This is a genomic window from Arthrobacter sp. GW822-FHT05G07 (assembly GCF_058799755.1).
Genome location: NZ_JBXALT010000014.1, coordinates 117496 through 130976 on the forward strand (window position 1 = coordinate 117496; position 13481 = coordinate 130976).

The 13481-nt window shown below is 61.7% G+C and carries 19 protein-coding genes; 14 read left to right on the plus strand and 5 right to left on the minus strand.

What is annotated here, in order from left to right; translation table 11 throughout:
* Positions 1–6 precede the first annotated feature (6 nt).
* Genes AC1RJY_RS21565 through AC1RJY_RS21580 form a run of 4 tightly spaced genes read right to left on the minus strand, consistent with a single transcriptional unit; the run spans position 7 to position 2174 of the window.
* Positions 7–567 (minus strand): hypothetical protein, encoded by a 561-nt coding sequence (locus AC1RJY_RS21565; protein WP_498603439.1) that lies wholly within the window; start codon positions 565–567, stop codon positions 7–9.
* A 6-nt stretch (positions 568–573) separates the two neighbouring features.
* Positions 574–912: a hypothetical protein gene (locus AC1RJY_RS21570; protein ID WP_498603440.1), complete on the minus strand. Its 339-nt coding sequence runs from the start codon at positions 910–912 to the stop codon at positions 574–576.
* Positions 913–918: 6 nt separating this feature from the next.
* A complete protein-coding gene (locus tag AC1RJY_RS21575) occupies positions 919–1926 on the minus strand; it encodes a conjugal transfer protein (RefSeq protein WP_498603441.1) in 1008 nt (335 codons plus the stop codon).
* Positions 1923–2174, minus strand: coding sequence for a hypothetical protein (locus AC1RJY_RS21580; RefSeq protein ID WP_498603443.1), 252 nt, complete (start codon positions 2172–2174; stop codon positions 1923–1925). The genes AC1RJY_RS21575 and AC1RJY_RS21580 overlap by 4 nt, the downstream gene beginning before the upstream one ends.
* Positions 2175–2390: 216 nt before the next feature.
* On the opposite strand from AC1RJY_RS21580, the gene AC1RJY_RS21585 reads away from it, so the two are divergent.
* The 12 genes from AC1RJY_RS21585 to AC1RJY_RS21640 all read left to right on the plus strand — a co-directional run bounded on the left by AC1RJY_RS21585 (position 2391) and on the right by AC1RJY_RS21640 (position 11747).
* Positions 2391–3179, plus strand: a complete 789-nt coding sequence (locus AC1RJY_RS21585; RefSeq protein ID WP_498603445.1) for a hypothetical protein — start codon at positions 2391–2393, stop codon at positions 3177–3179.
* A gap of 531 nt (positions 3180–3710) precedes the next feature.
* On the plus strand, positions 3711–4694 hold the full coding sequence (locus AC1RJY_RS21590; RefSeq protein ID WP_498603447.1) for a ParA family protein: 984 nt from the start codon (positions 3711–3713) through the stop codon (positions 4692–4694).
* Positions 4691–5272 (plus strand): hypothetical protein, encoded by a 582-nt coding sequence (locus tag AC1RJY_RS21595; protein WP_498603449.1) that lies wholly within the window; start codon positions 4691–4693, stop codon positions 5270–5272. The genes AC1RJY_RS21590 and AC1RJY_RS21595 overlap by 4 nt, the downstream gene beginning before the upstream one ends.
* Entirely contained in the window at positions 5269–5925 is a 657-nt protein-coding gene (locus AC1RJY_RS21600) for an SAF domain-containing protein (protein WP_498603452.1), read from the plus strand. Before AC1RJY_RS21595 ends, AC1RJY_RS21600 begins: the two co-directional genes overlap by 4 nt.
* A gap of 3 nt (positions 5926–5928) precedes the next feature.
* Positions 5929–6759 carry a hypothetical protein gene (locus AC1RJY_RS21605; RefSeq protein WP_498603454.1) on the plus strand — a complete coding sequence of 277 codons (831 nt, stop codon included), beginning with the start codon at positions 5929–5931 and terminating at the stop codon, positions 6757–6759.
* A 106-nt stretch (positions 6760–6865) separates the two neighbouring features.
* Positions 6866–8371, plus strand: coding sequence for a TadA family conjugal transfer-associated ATPase (locus tag AC1RJY_RS21610; RefSeq protein WP_498603456.1), 1506 nt, complete (start codon positions 6866–6868; stop codon positions 8369–8371).
* Complete coding sequence (locus AC1RJY_RS21615; protein ID WP_498603458.1) at positions 8371–9243, plus strand: type II secretion system F family protein; 873 nt, start codon at positions 8371–8373, stop codon at positions 9241–9243. The genes AC1RJY_RS21610 and AC1RJY_RS21615 overlap by 1 nt, the downstream gene beginning before the upstream one ends.
* The gene (locus tag AC1RJY_RS21620) at positions 9240–10112 is read left to right on the plus strand and encodes a type II secretion system F family protein (protein WP_498603460.1); all 873 of its coding nucleotides are present in this window, start codon (positions 9240–9242) and stop codon (positions 10110–10112) included. Before AC1RJY_RS21615 ends, AC1RJY_RS21620 begins: the two co-directional genes overlap by 4 nt.
* 154 nt (positions 10113–10266) lie before the next feature.
* Positions 10267–10494 carry a hypothetical protein gene (locus tag AC1RJY_RS21625; protein WP_498603462.1) on the plus strand — a complete coding sequence of 76 codons (228 nt, stop codon included), beginning with the start codon at positions 10267–10269 and terminating at the stop codon, positions 10492–10494.
* A 7-nt stretch (positions 10495–10501) separates the two neighbouring features.
* The gene (locus AC1RJY_RS21630) at positions 10502–10912 is read left to right on the plus strand and encodes a TadE family protein (RefSeq protein WP_498603463.1); all 411 of its coding nucleotides are present in this window, start codon (positions 10502–10504) and stop codon (positions 10910–10912) included.
* A complete protein-coding gene (locus AC1RJY_RS21635; protein ID WP_494055837.1) occupies positions 10909–11340 on the plus strand; it encodes a TadE/TadG family type IV pilus assembly protein in 432 nt (143 codons plus the stop codon). Before AC1RJY_RS21630 ends, AC1RJY_RS21635 begins: the two co-directional genes overlap by 4 nt.
* A gap of 5 nt (positions 11341–11345) precedes the next feature.
* A complete protein-coding gene (locus tag AC1RJY_RS21640) occupies positions 11346–11747 on the plus strand; it encodes a pilus assembly protein TadG-related protein (RefSeq protein ID WP_494055836.1) in 402 nt (133 codons plus the stop codon).
* Between the two features lie 45 nt (positions 11748–11792).
* On the opposite strand, the gene AC1RJY_RS21645 is transcribed toward AC1RJY_RS21640, so the two are convergent.
* The gene (locus AC1RJY_RS21645; protein WP_498603464.1) at positions 11793–12047 is read right to left on the minus strand and encodes a hypothetical protein; all 255 of its coding nucleotides are present in this window, start codon (positions 12045–12047) and stop codon (positions 11793–11795) included.
* 7 nt (positions 12048–12054) lie between these two features.
* On the opposite strand from AC1RJY_RS21645, the gene AC1RJY_RS21650 reads away from it, so the two are divergent.
* Both AC1RJY_RS21650 and AC1RJY_RS21655 read left to right on the plus strand, forming a co-directional pair.
* Positions 12055–12465, plus strand: coding sequence for a hypothetical protein (locus tag AC1RJY_RS21650; RefSeq protein ID WP_498603466.1), 411 nt, complete (start codon positions 12055–12057; stop codon positions 12463–12465).
* The gene (locus AC1RJY_RS21655) at positions 12459–13421 is read left to right on the plus strand and encodes a hypothetical protein (protein ID WP_498603468.1); all 963 of its coding nucleotides are present in this window, start codon (positions 12459–12461) and stop codon (positions 13419–13421) included. The genes AC1RJY_RS21650 and AC1RJY_RS21655 overlap by 7 nt, the downstream gene beginning before the upstream one ends.
* Positions 13422–13481: the final 60 nt, after the last annotated feature.

Genomic DNA, 13481 nt, shown 5'->3' on the forward strand with positions numbered 1-13481 from the left:
CTGCTCCTACTGCTTCTGGGGGGTCGATTGGGCCATAAGCCTGTCCAGGGCTGTAACCGGCCGCCGAGCGGCTGGTACAGGCGCTGGAGCAGGCTCAGGCATCTGAACGGGAACGATGGGCTGCACGGCAGGGACCGGTTCCGGGTCAGATTGCTCGGGGGTGCGGCGGCTAAGGCCATCCATTAGGGTCGCGCCGGCGGTCTGATGGGGTTTACGGAACGTGAACTTGTCGTTGCCGACCTTTCCCCCGCCAGGCGCGGCCCAGGCTGATATGGCACCGAGGAAGACAGTGACGGGGTTTCTGTTCTTTGTCCGGATCATGCCTGCCAGATACACCGGGATGAGCACGGCCATGCCAGCGAAAATGACATTGCCGAAGAGTCCGTAATTCGCCCAAAGGCCCCACGTGGAGAGCACCAGGATGATCATCGCCGCTCCGGTGATGCCTTGGGCGGCAGTGTAGGGACCGCCAAAGATCTTGCTGCCGTCCGGTAGACGGCCCATCATCAACGGGTATTTGTTGATTCTGTAAAACCTGACGATTTCGTAGTCTTCGCCCTCGTTCACTGTGGATCAGACCCTGTCGTCCGGGATCACGGAGTTCCCGTGGGCCGGGCCCTGGTTTACGACAGCTTGAGCTGCCGGCTCCTCGACGGTCTCCCCTACCTTGTTGGAGAAGAGCAGAAGTCCTCCGCCGACAAGGAAGATCATCACAGCGGCGATGACCGCCGAAATGAGGGTGGCCATGACGGCTTTGGTCTTATATGCCGTGCCGAGAACGATGACAGCGCCGGCTATGCAGGCACCCTTGAAGATGGCGTCCTCTGCGCTGGCGAACTGCACATTGAGCATGTCCCATACCCCTGCAGCGGGGCGGGCGATGGCGGAGACGGCTGTAGGCAAGGTGAGCATAATGTTCTACTTTCTGGTGGGTGTTGGCGTGGGTTTTGCTGACTTGGTTGTGGCAGATGGATCGGAGTTTTCGAGAGATGTCACTTCCCATCGGCCGGCTCGGGCGGTCAGTGCCAGGTAGTAATCCGCGGTCACGATCTGTCCTTGCGGGCCCAGCAGCTGCGTCCGCGTCAACGTACGGATCGTGGCACCCTCGGCAGGAGAGGATTCAGGCGCCTTGAGAGCCTTGAACTGCAATGGCTTGACCGCCGTGTACGGAGCTGGTTTTACGGCAGCTATGTCTGTGCCCGGGGCAACGTATCTGGCGATCTCTCCGGTGTCCGTGAGATAGGCCTGCAGGAAGCTCGTGATGGACTGAGCCACGGGATCCGCGGCCGGCAGGCTCTGGCTGTATCCGCCGTTGTCCAGTTCAGGAGCAAGGAGCGGGGAAGCGACCGCCCGTGGCAATCCACGCGGTTTCACTCCTTCCTGGGAGACCAGCAAGGTGACTTCGAAATAGCGCTGTGGCCAGAGGAGGAGATCCTTGCCGTCCTTGGCCTTGCTGACTTCCTTGATCTCGGCCGCGACTTGAACCGTGACCATGCCGTCAGATCCCCGGGCGCCAACAGATGCCACCACGAGATTGCGGTATTCATACCCTTGCTCGGGCAGAAGGATCCCGCTCAGATCGACGTAGTCCGCCAGCGCTCCGGTATTTGACCGTGTCGCGGAAAGCCAGGAAGCAACGAATGCCTGGGCAGTTGCTCCGGCGCTTTGCTCACTTGCTGAGACGGCTTGTGTGGTCGTTGTCGGCTTGGTCGGTTTGGTGGGGGTGAAGCCACCGGTCAGCCCAACCAGCACCAAGGGCCAGACCAGCAATGCCGACCAGCTTCCGACAACAATCGCTTTGGTGGACAGGGCTTGGCCTTTGGTCCACGGGTTGGTGGAAGGCTTGGTCCCTGATGTCAGGTTCAGGAAAAAGCGCTTCTTTCCACTCTCTGCTGGCTGACCTGTGGACTCCTTCTTCTTCCTCATTGCCTTCCACCTCCCCGCGGCTCAGGCCCCGTCAGTCGTCCCGCAGCTTCGGTACCTGAGGCCATGCGGGAAGAACCCAGATAGTCGCGCAGGTGTGCCTGGGCCTGGGGGTCGAAAGGGGTTTGGTGAACACGGACCAAGTGATCGTTCAACTCTCCGCGCACAGCAAAGGATGTGGCGACGTCGAACAGCTGGTCGATGCCGTCATCGGCCAGCTCACCGCCGCAATCTTCAGTGCCACTGCTCATGTCATGCCTCCTGTGTTGGGTGCTTCTGACATCGAAAGGTGCACTGATTCGCCCGTTCCGGACATCACGACCGGGTCTTTTTTCCCGACCCTCGAAGGGCGGCGGGCCGCTTGCTGGCGCGGGAATCCTCCCTCAGCAAGGTTCTGAGCAAGGGGCAGTTTCCTTGACTGGGCTCTAGACCGCGCGCGTGAAGCGCACAGCCCTAGGAGCCCTCCAATGAATGCTGTTTTTACCCACCTCGACTGGCACCCAACCCAGACTTCGATTGAGTCCTGCTTCGCCCGGTACGCAGCGAGCGTGCCGGCTGGAACCTATCCGAATCTTGACGTTCCGCTTTGCGACATCAAGGCAGCTTTCCGGGCCCGGCCGTCGAGCTGGGGCAACCAGGTACTCGGCTCTCTCGTCGCTGCCGCCCAAAAAGGCGACGCACTGGCCCACCTGACGGTGATCTACCTGTTGCTCCCCAAAGCGATCACGTTGGTCGCGTCTGCCAGGTCTTTGCGCCTGTACAGCCTCCCCGACGCTCTTTCCATTTACATCGGCGCCCTATGGGAGAGAATCCTTCTCCACCCGCTCTCCCGGTCCGGATCTGTTGCCGGGAACCTCGTGCTGGATGCCATGGGCATGTTGGACTCATCCACCAAGAGGGGCAATCGCGAGCACCTGCACGAGACCTCAATTGACGCCCTGCCGGAGTACCAGGAACACGCAATCGAAGCAGGTCTCTCCGAGGCCGGCGACAGGACACTCAACAGCGCCGAGGCATCAGAACGGGACCTCGTAGCCGTGCTGGCCTGGTCCCTGGACGCCGAAATCCTCACTCGCGACGAAGTCATCCTTCTCACCCGCTACTACCTGTCAGGCAATCCCCAGGAAGCCCGTGAGGATCTTGCAGAGGAACTGGGCCTCAGCCTTGAAACCTGCCGCAAGCGCGCGGGCCGGGCACGGGCAAAACTTGTCGACGCTGTACGTACCGAAATCACCGAAACAGGGTGGATCCACTAGCCGCCCAACCCAAGACAAGAGCGAAGGTCCCCGGGCGGCACGGCTCCGCCGCCCGGGGACCTTCGCTCTTTCCATGCCCTCTAGCCCCCTCACGTTCTGAGGACGGCGAGTTCGCTGCATCCGGTCGCCCATGTCCATTACTCGCCCATGCGGACTTCATGCCTCCTCCCCTGCGCAGCCCTGCCCGCCTGCATACCTCTCCCCTACGCAGCCCTGCCCGCCTGCATACCTCTCCCCTACGCAGCCCTGCTCGACTGCATACCTCTCGCCTACGGAGTCCTTTCGCAGGAAAGAGTTAGGTGCTGCTCAGCCCATGCGCACTTCCTGCGCTGTGGCTAGGCATTTATAACGTCTTGAATGTGCAGTCATCATGTATTCATCATGTTCGCACTATGCAGTGAATACGCACGGCCCATGTAGGCATTACACACGAACTGCACATGCCTTATAACGCGCTTGCTCCTCGCCTATATAGCGAAAGTGGGCAGAATGCGCTTGAACCACATATTGACTGCAACTAGAATGAGCATCATGGACTCGACACCCACATCCCCATCCCTCTCGCCCGCAGTGCATCTGCTCACAACGGACGAGCTCAATCGCCTACGACGCACCATCGTCATCACCAACGGCAAGGGGGGAGTGGGCAAGACCTCTGTAACGACCAACCTTGCGACGCTCCTCGCCGAAGCCGAATACAAGGTCCTCGTTGTGGACCTGGACAGCCAAGCCAACGTAGCCGTGAACCTCGGATTCTACGAAGATGAAGACCGCAATGATCATGGCCGTTCGCTCTACTCTGCCGTCACATTCGGGGAAATTCCTCTGCCGGCAAAGAACATCCGCCCGGGCCTGGACGTCCTCTCAGCGGGACGCTTCACAGCACAGCTCTTCGACGCCATCCGTGGAGACAGTCTTCGGGGAGGCAACATGCGCGGGGGAGTGGCCAGAGTCATCGCCAAGATCGCGCCCGAGTATGACCTCATCCTCATCGACACCCCTCCCTCGGATGCCGGCTTCATCGCAGTAGATGAAGCAATGCTCGCCGCCCGTTGGATCATTGCCCCTCTCCGGCCCGAACCGAAGAGCATCAAGGGTCTCTATTCACTGGCCGAACGCATTGAGCACGTCCAGGAATCAAACCCCTACATCCGCTTGCTCGGAGTTGTGCTCTTTGGCGTCCCCAAGGGTGCTACCAGGGTGGAGCAGCGACCACGGGAGATCCTGGGGGAGCGGCTGGAAGGCATTGCCCCCACCTTCCAAGCCAAAATCCGCAACGTCGTCGCCGCTGATGCTGACGCCAGCTTCCGCGGCGAATCTGCACATGAACTGGCGGCGGAGGTCGCCAAACAAGGACCCTTCTGGCAGCGACTCCGGGACGGCAAGTCAGCAGCGCCGGTACTGGCCGGCAGCGCGAACTCGTTGTCCGAGGACTACATGTCCCTCGCAACCGAAATCGTCAATGAGCTCCAGACCCAGGAAGAGGCCATCGAAGCCCAGGAGGCCCAGCAGTGAACGCGGACAACCGCCTTTCCGCCCTGGGCGGCTTGAAGAAGACCGCAGTCGCTCCCGCGCCCTCTGCGCCGGCTGCAGAACCGGCCCCGGCCCCCGCTGCACCGCGGCAGGACCCGCAACCCGCGGCTGCGCCCGTTCATTCCGTGCCGAGCAGGCCTGAACCGGCTTCGACACCGCTGCAGGTAAAGGAAGCCAGTGACGCTGGATCCGCTCGCTATACTTCCGTCACGCTGCGGACCCCTAAGGACCTGGATGCCCGGCTGGTGGCCCATCACGAACGGACCCGCCTGTCCTATCCGAACATCATCATGAACGCCATAGACGCCACCTATGACGCCCTGCCGGGGATCCTGGCAGCCCAGCAGCATGCAGTGCCGGCCGCGAATCTCTTTGGACGTCCGGAAACCGTGGCGCAGGTAGCCTCCGACGACTCCGATAAGGCCATTCGCCCCGTGCGAATGCTCAGGAACCATGTCCAGGTCATCGACGGAATCTCCGACGAGTTAGCCAACAGCAACCGAACCAGACTGATCAACGCAGCCTTGACCGAGTACTTGAAGGACGAAAGGACGTCATGACGCAGACCACCGAAGCCCCCTCAGAGCAGGGGCAGAAGAAACGCAGCCTGGCATCGCCACTGCAATCCAAGCCCCGGGTGCCGGTCATCGCGGCCGCCATCGCTTTGATGGTCGTTTTCGGTCTGCTGTTTGTCTGGCTTCTTAGCAGCCAAACCCACACACAGTCAGTGTTCGCTGCCCGGTCTGACATAGCGCGGGGCCATGTCATCACCGCCGAAGATCTGACTGCAGTTGAGATCCCGGAGGGTCAACCCATCCCGCATTTTCTGACCACCCAGCAGTCAGAGGTGATCGGCAAGACCGCGGCCAAGGACATTCCCTCCGGTGGCCTGGTCTCACCCAAGACCCTCGCCACGGGGACGGGGCTCTCGGAAGATGACTCTGTGGTCGGGCTCTCCCTGGGCCCGGCCCAGCTTCCTCCCTACCCGTTGCGCAGCGGGGACAGGGTCCGCATCGTCGGGACACCGCCGAACCAGGCGGAGATGCCCAAGGAAGTCCCCACACCGATTTCGGCAACCATTGTTTCGACGGAAAAAGACACAGTCAGCGGCCAGACCCTGGTAGCCGTCCAGGTTCCTCGCGGGGACGCGGCCTCGCTCGCCGCAAAAGCGGCCACCGGTCGGGTTGCTCTGATCCTGGACGGAGGCAACTGAGTCGTGGCCACAGTCCTGATGTTCAGCCTTGCTCAATCCCCGGGCGTGACGACCGCGGCTGTTGCCACGACACGATCCTGGCACCGGAACGCGATTCTGATCGAAGCTGATACTTCCACCGCTTCGGCAGTTCTCACCGGCTACTTCCAGGGCCAATACAACGGTGCCGACGCTTCGCTGATCAACCTGGCGGTGGCCGCAGCACAGCACGGCGGCATTGACCACAACGACCTATGGTCCCAGCTCCGCCCTCTGGACAGCACAGACACCCAGACCGCCACAAAGTGGCTGCTCCCCGGCCTCATGGAACCCAAAGCGGCACCCTCGCTGGACCGGTTGTGGGGTGACATCATCTCCGCTGCGGACACGTTCGAAGCAGCCGGCACCGACGTCATCATCGACGCTGGCCGTTGGGCCGTTGGCGATGTCCGCAGCGCGCTCATGCGGGCCGCTGACGCTGTGCTTGTCTTTGCCCGTCCCACGCTTCCCTCCGCCTGGGCCATCCGTGCCCGCCTGGAAGAAATCCGCGGCGGACTCAGTGAACTAGGCCGAGGCAACTTCCTGTCCATGGTTGCAGTGGAAGGCCCCACTAACCCGTACACACCTTCCCAGGTGGCCTCATCGTTGGGCCTGCCCTTGTTGGGCACCCTGCCCTGGGATCCGCGCAGCGCCGCCGTCTTCAGCGACGGGTCAGCCGAACTGAACCCCTCGAAGCTCGCCAAGCGCCCCTACACCCGTGCAATACATTCCTTGTCTGCATCCCTGCAGACTGAACTGGACGGCCGCCGGCGCCTGCTTCAGGACGCCCTGGACGCTGAGATTGGAGACATCTAATGTCACTGCGCAGCACGCCCGCCCCCTATGACTTCCTCGCTTGGCTCTTTGCCCCGTTCGGCGGGCTTCCAGCAGGCCACGCCCCGTCAAGCGCTAAGGAGCTTAGGTGAGTACTCAACCCGAAAACCTGGACCTCTTCAAAGACCTGCCCCTGGCCCAAACCGGGCCTGCAGCAGGAACCAGTACTCCGACACACCCGGCAGCCCTGCATCTGATCGCAGCCGCTGAACGGTCCCGCGGCCGCCGCAGCATCAAGGAGCCCACGACTGCACCAGCTGCTCCTGAAGTAGTAACCCGGCGCGCACAGAACCATGTCGATGACCCCGCCTCTGATTGGGCAGTCATCGAGCTCCTCGCCCAGAACGTTTCCGAGGAACGCCAAAACCGCGAAGAAACCCCCGAAAACCGCGAAGAAATCGGTCGGGCCATCATCGCAACGATCCTGGACGAATACAGCGAGAAACGTGTTCGGGAAGGAGCTGCCAGGCTTACCCAGGATCAGCGGGGCACCCTCCAGCGGCTGCTGTTCAACCAGGCGTACCGGCTTGGCTCCGTCCAGCCGCCCCTGGATGATCCCGACGTGGAGAACATCCACATCAAGGGCGCCGATAACGTCATGGTCCGCAAGACCGACGGCAGCACCGTTCATCTCGATCCCGTAGCCGCAAATGACGACGCCCTGATCGCCATGATCCAGGGATGGTGCGAGGAACTGGGGGAGGGGGCCCGGGAATTTAACGCCTCATCTCCCGCTCTGGCCATGACCCTGCCCTCGGGTGACCGGCTGCAGGCTTTCCATCCGCCGATCAGCTCACGGCCGTCCGTGGTGATTCGCTGCCACCGCAAACGAAACATCACCCTGGAAGACCTCGTTGACCTTGGGATGCTCAGCCAGGACGCTGCCGATTTCCTCACTGCCGCCGTTAAAGCTCGCCTGTCCATCGTCGTTTCGGGGCACCCCAACGCCGGTAAAACGACCTTTGTCCGCGCCCTCGCAGCAGCCTTTGACCCCGACGAGCCGGTCATTACGATCGAAACAGAGCGGGAGCTTCATCTCGGGGCCCCACAGCACTACAACGTGCTGTCCCTGGAAGCCCGTCCGGGACAAGGCGAACGTGACGTGAAAACCGGGACCCAGATCGGCGAAGTCTCCATGTCCGAGCTGCTCACCGGCGCCCTCCGAGCCGACGCCCAGCGCATCATCGTGGGCGAGGTCCGAGGCGATGAAGTCATCACCATGTTCCTGGCCATGGCCGGCGCGGCTGGCTCCATGACCACCATCCACGCGAAAACAGCACAAGACGCGATCTCCAAACTGGCGGACCTCCAACAGAAATTCATCGGAACCTCCCCGGCATTCGCCTACCGTCAGATCCAAGACCACATCCAGATCATCGTCCAGCTCTCCACCTTCCGGGGCAAAGGCCACAAGCGCCACGTCACCGAGATCTGCGAAGTCATCCCGGGCGAATCCGTTCCTACCGCAGCCCAGATTTTCGCGTCTCCCGCCCGTGGCCAGGCAGCAGTCCCGGTCGAACAGCCAACCCAGGACATGCTCGAAGCACTCGCTGACTCCGGTTACGACGTCAGCCGTGTAGGAGGGCGTCTCTGATGAGCATCGTGATCGCGATCCTCTGCGCGGCCGGCATCGGCGCGGGACTGATTCTCATCGCCATGGAACTGACCCGGACTCCCCAGCAGAAGCGGCCACGCTCAGCCTGGAAATCTCCCTGGCACAAGCTCAAGGAACGTCTGGGAGCCAAACAGGCACTGATTGTCGCCATCGGTACCGCACTCGGAATTCTGCTGTTCATCCGCACCGGCTGGTTCGCGCTGCTCTTCACCATGCCCTTGGCTTTCATGCTGGTCCCGCAACTGTTCAGCAACGCAGAGCACAACCGCTCCATGGCCAAGCTTGAAGCGATCGAATCCTGGGCCCGATCGCTGGCCGGACGAATCGGCACTGGGGCGACCACCCTGACCCAGGCCGTGAAGAACAGCCTCGGCAACGCCCCTGAAGCTATCCGGCCCGAGCTGGATCGGCTTACCGCCCGTCTCACCTCCCGGTGGACGCCCAAAAGGGCCTACCAGGCTCTTGCCGATGACCTGGACGATCCCACCGGCGACCTGCTGGCAGCGCACCTGATTCTTGCCTCGGAAATCAAAGTCTCAGCACTACCCAATGCGCTGCATGATCTTGCAGAAATGGTCTTCGACGAGGTGAAAGCGCGCAGGGAAATCGACTCAGCACGCGAAACCAACAGGACCACGGCCCGACTGGCTTCAGTCATCACCCTGGGCCTGTTGATCCTTGCCGCGACTTTCATGGCGGACTTTTTCAGTGTGTACGCAACGCCCGTCGGGCAGCTCGTGCTGGCTCTGCTGCTCTTCGGTTACATCGGCGCACTGCGCTGGATGCGTAACCTCTCCCGCCCGGATCTGCCGCCCCGGATCCTCATCAAAACGGAAGGAGCCACCCAATGATCTGGACAGCACTCGCTCTGGGAGCAGCGGCCGGCCTTGCCCTCATGGTGGCCGTTGCCGAATTCCTCCCACGGCGGCCCAAACTCAGCGCCGCCTTCGAGAACCTGGGCGGCAACGCCCAGACCATGGACCTGGACTTCAAGGACCGTCTCGGCCGTGCCGTCCAGCGCGGGCCCTTCGGCTGGCTTTCGGTCAATCCCCGGGACTTGGCCATCGTCGGGAAAACCCCGACCGAACACGCAGCCAATCAAGCACTCGCCGGGATCTCCGGTTTTGCTCTGCCGCCCGTGCTCGGATTTGCGTTCATCACAGCCCTGCAGCTCCCCGTGCCGTGGTTGCTGTTCTCCCTTCCCATCAGCGCCGGCATGGCAGTACTGCTGATGTGGACCATGAACCTGACCGTGACACAGAAAGCCGCAGAAGACAGAGCCGATTTCGGCCGTGCCGTCGCGACCTATATCGAACTCGTCGCAGCTGCTCGAAAAGGCAACATCTCCTCCTCCAGGGCACTGACCCTGGCCGCCGACGTCGGCAACTCCTGGGTGTTCGTCCGTCTTCAGCAGGAACTGCGGCTCGCCACCTACCGCGGTATCCGGCCCTGGGATGCCTTCAAGAACCTGTCCGCCGAAATTGGTGTACCCGAGCTGAGCGACCTGGCCGACATCATGAGGTTGGCCGGCGAAGAAGGAGCCAGCATTTACGAACCGCTCCGTGCCCGCGGTAAAGGCCTCCGCGTTCAGTTGCTCAACGACGCAAAGACCAGAGCCAACGCCAACGTAGAGCAATCAACCTTCCCTGCCGGCGTCATGGGAATGATCTTCATCGCCCTGATCTTCACACCGCCGTTGTTCCGGCTGATCGGTAGCTAGCGGAAGGAGGCAGAACAACGTTTCACTTGACAAGCACACCATGGGGAAACCCGCCAAAGTTAGTACCAGAGTCATCCGGCCCAATTTGTCCGGAATGCCCGAATCACTGCACCTTTAGAGGTTGTAGGGGGACAACATGAAAGAAGGAACAGGTATGAAAGACATCGGACTCCGCATCGCCGCTACTCTGCACATCGCAGGGGTGGCCCTGCATAACGGCTACCGCAGCCGGGTTGACATGCTCCAGGACGACAAGGAACGCGGCTCTTTGACCGCCGAACAAATCTTCTGGACGGTGGCCATTCTCTTGGTGGCCGGAACGACCATCGCAATCGTCGTTGGCGTCATCAACTCAAAGGCTGCCCAGATCCCTGCCGGGTAAGGCAGCCATGCAAACCTTCAAGCTCGTCAAGCCCCGTCACCCCGTAGGTGACGGGGCTGAGCGCGGTTCAGTGACCCTCCAAACAGTCATCGGCTTACCCGTCGTTATCCTCTTCACCTTCGGGATCCTTCAGGCTGCCTTCTGGATGAACGCCCAGAACATGGCCCAAGCAGCTGCTTCATCCGCATACTCCGCGGCCAAGGCATACAACGCCGGCAACAGTGCAGGGGAAGCAGCCGCCAACAAGATCATCGCTACCAGCTCCGATTTGAAAGGCGCCAGCGTACAGATCAACCGCGGACCCACCAGCGTCAGCGTCACCGTCACCGGGACCACCAACAGCCCCATCCCGGGCTGGGGCGGCCCTGGCGTCAAAGCCACGGTCTCCGGCCCAACCGAACGGTGGGTGTCACCATGACCAACACCAAAGCACTCCACGGAGAAGACGGGACCACCATCCTCGAAACCATGCTGATCGCAGGAGCAGCACTCCTTCTCATCGGCCTGCTCATCGCCGGGATCCGTATCTCCTGGGCAAAAGGAGCGGTACAAGAGGCAGCGGCCGCGGCCGCCCGTGACGGCTCCCTCGCCCGCACCGCGGGACAGGCCCAAACGAACGCCAACACCGCAGCTGCAGTTTCCATGTCCCAGAGCGGGGCAAGTTGTGTCGGGCAAACCGTGGTCCTGGACACCAGCCGCTTCCTCGCACCCCTGGGCGAGACCGGAACCATCCGGGCCACCGTCAGCTGCACAGTGCCGCTGTCCAACCTCGTACCGGGACTCCCCGGCTCCATGGACGTCAGCCGCAGCGCCAACTCACCCGTCGACCCCTACCGCCAGAGGTGACCCTCATGCCGAAAAACACAACTGACGAACGAGGATCCGTGACGTCCTGGTTCATGATCACGTGCGTGGGCATCTTCCTGGCCATCGGACTCGTTGTCGACGGCGGCGCGAAAATCACCGCCAACCGCGAAGCCCAGAGCGTAGCCGAAGCCGCTGCCCGAGCCGGCGCAGGATCCGTAACCGGTGCCTCAGTCCGAGGAGGCGCCGTCGTCGTCAACCCTGCAACAGCCAGCAATGCAGCCCAGTCCTACATCTCGGCCGCTGGCTTGACCGGCAGCGCAACCACCGCCGGCTCCACCGTCACGGTCACCGTCACCCAAACAAAAAAGACCGTCTTCCTCAGCCTCATCGGCATCAACAACCTCCAAGCATCGGCCACAGCAACCGCGCAGATCCTCAAGCAGTAAGGAACTGAGATGCCCCCACATGAGAACGGATATTTCCCCTGGCGGCTATAGCCGGACCAGCCCAAAGACCCCGCCCCCTACGCAAGGAGCAGTAATGAAAACCACGACAGCCCAAACGATCTTGGGGACTGCCCTGGTAGCCGCGACCTTGGCATTGACCTCCTGCACAGGGGGCTCCACGCCGAACGAGTCGCCCTCACCAAGCACCACCGCGACCAGCCAATCACCAAGTGCCACATCGACGCCGACAGCGACCAGTACTGCGATTGCCGCGCCTACGTCGGAAGACCAGGCGCTCAAGGACGCAATGATCGCAGTAACGGCATATGGAAGGGCCCTTGAAGAGGCCTCTCAAGCCAAGAGCGTCGACACTAGCAAACTCCGTCCGGTATCTAAGGGGGCCGCACTGAAATTTGCGGAGGACTTTGTTGCAGCCGCTGCGAAGGACCCCACCAAATACACCGGCACCACCAAAGTCGCCTTTCAGGATGGATATGCCAGTAACTTGACCGTCGGGGAACAGAAGTTTGAGTTCGGCTTCGCGGACATGTCCGTCTGTGAGGATTCATCCCAAGTGAAGGGTGTGCTCGCGGACGGATCCCCAGCGCCCAAGGCTGATCATCCCAAGGTCGTGATGCAGTACACCGTTGAATACGATCCGGCTGCCAAAGCTTGGGTTGTTGCGTCTATTAGCCAAGGAGCGGTGGTCCCATGCTGAAGAGAGGCCCTTTCCTTGCCGTAGTGATCTTGATGCTGGTGATGTTTGGCATTTCACCTGCAGGTGCCGCACTCCCAACGAAAGGTACTTGCATAAAGGGTCAGTGCACCGTTGATACGCCCGTTCCTGGCGAACCCGGCGGAAGCTCCGGGGGAGGCGGAGGGGGAACCGGCACCACCACTCCCGGCGGCACGGACGTTGTCATCCAGCCCGGTCCCACGACATGCAAGCACGGCGACAAGGAAATTGAGTGCTCCGGGGATAAGGGATCCTGGTCAAACTCCGATCAGTGCTACTGGCAGCTGGCCACGCCCCAGAAAGCTCCTCCCGCAGGCAAATCCGCCGGCGATGGTGCCTGGTATGACTGCACCACTGTTCCCGCCAACGCAGGTAGCAACAGCCCTGGAGTCAGCACGGTGTCCACCCGGTGGCTGGACCAGCCTCCTGCCGGCGTCACTCGCATTACCCCTTCCCAGGCAGCGGCTCAGTTGCTCCGTCAGTTCACCTTCCAGGGTGTCCCGATCGGCATTGTCCCCGAGGCAGCGGCCGGCTCTAAGGGATCAGTTGGACTACCCGTCTGGATGTGGGTCAACGGTGCGAACCAGACCAACTACGGACCATGGACGCAGAGTGCAACCATCGGAGGTGTCGCCATCACCGGGACAGCCCGCGTGACGAGCATTCAGTGGGACATGGGGGATGGCACCGTAGTTTCCTGTGCCAACCCTGGAACCCCGTACCAGGACGGCTACGGGCTGGCGGCGTCGCCTACGTGTGGCCACATCTACTCGCGGATGTCGAAAGACCAGCCCGGCGGCAAGTACACGGTGACGGCCACCAGTAACTGGGCCTTCGATTGGCAGGCCGACGGTCAAACCGGATCCGAAACCACCACGGTCCAAAGCAATACCCAGCTGGAGATCGGTGAGATGCAAACCGTCATCGTCGGCAAATAGCGAAAGGGGTGGGTCGCATTGACAGTTAGCGACCCACCCTCTTACTTTTATATAAGTCAT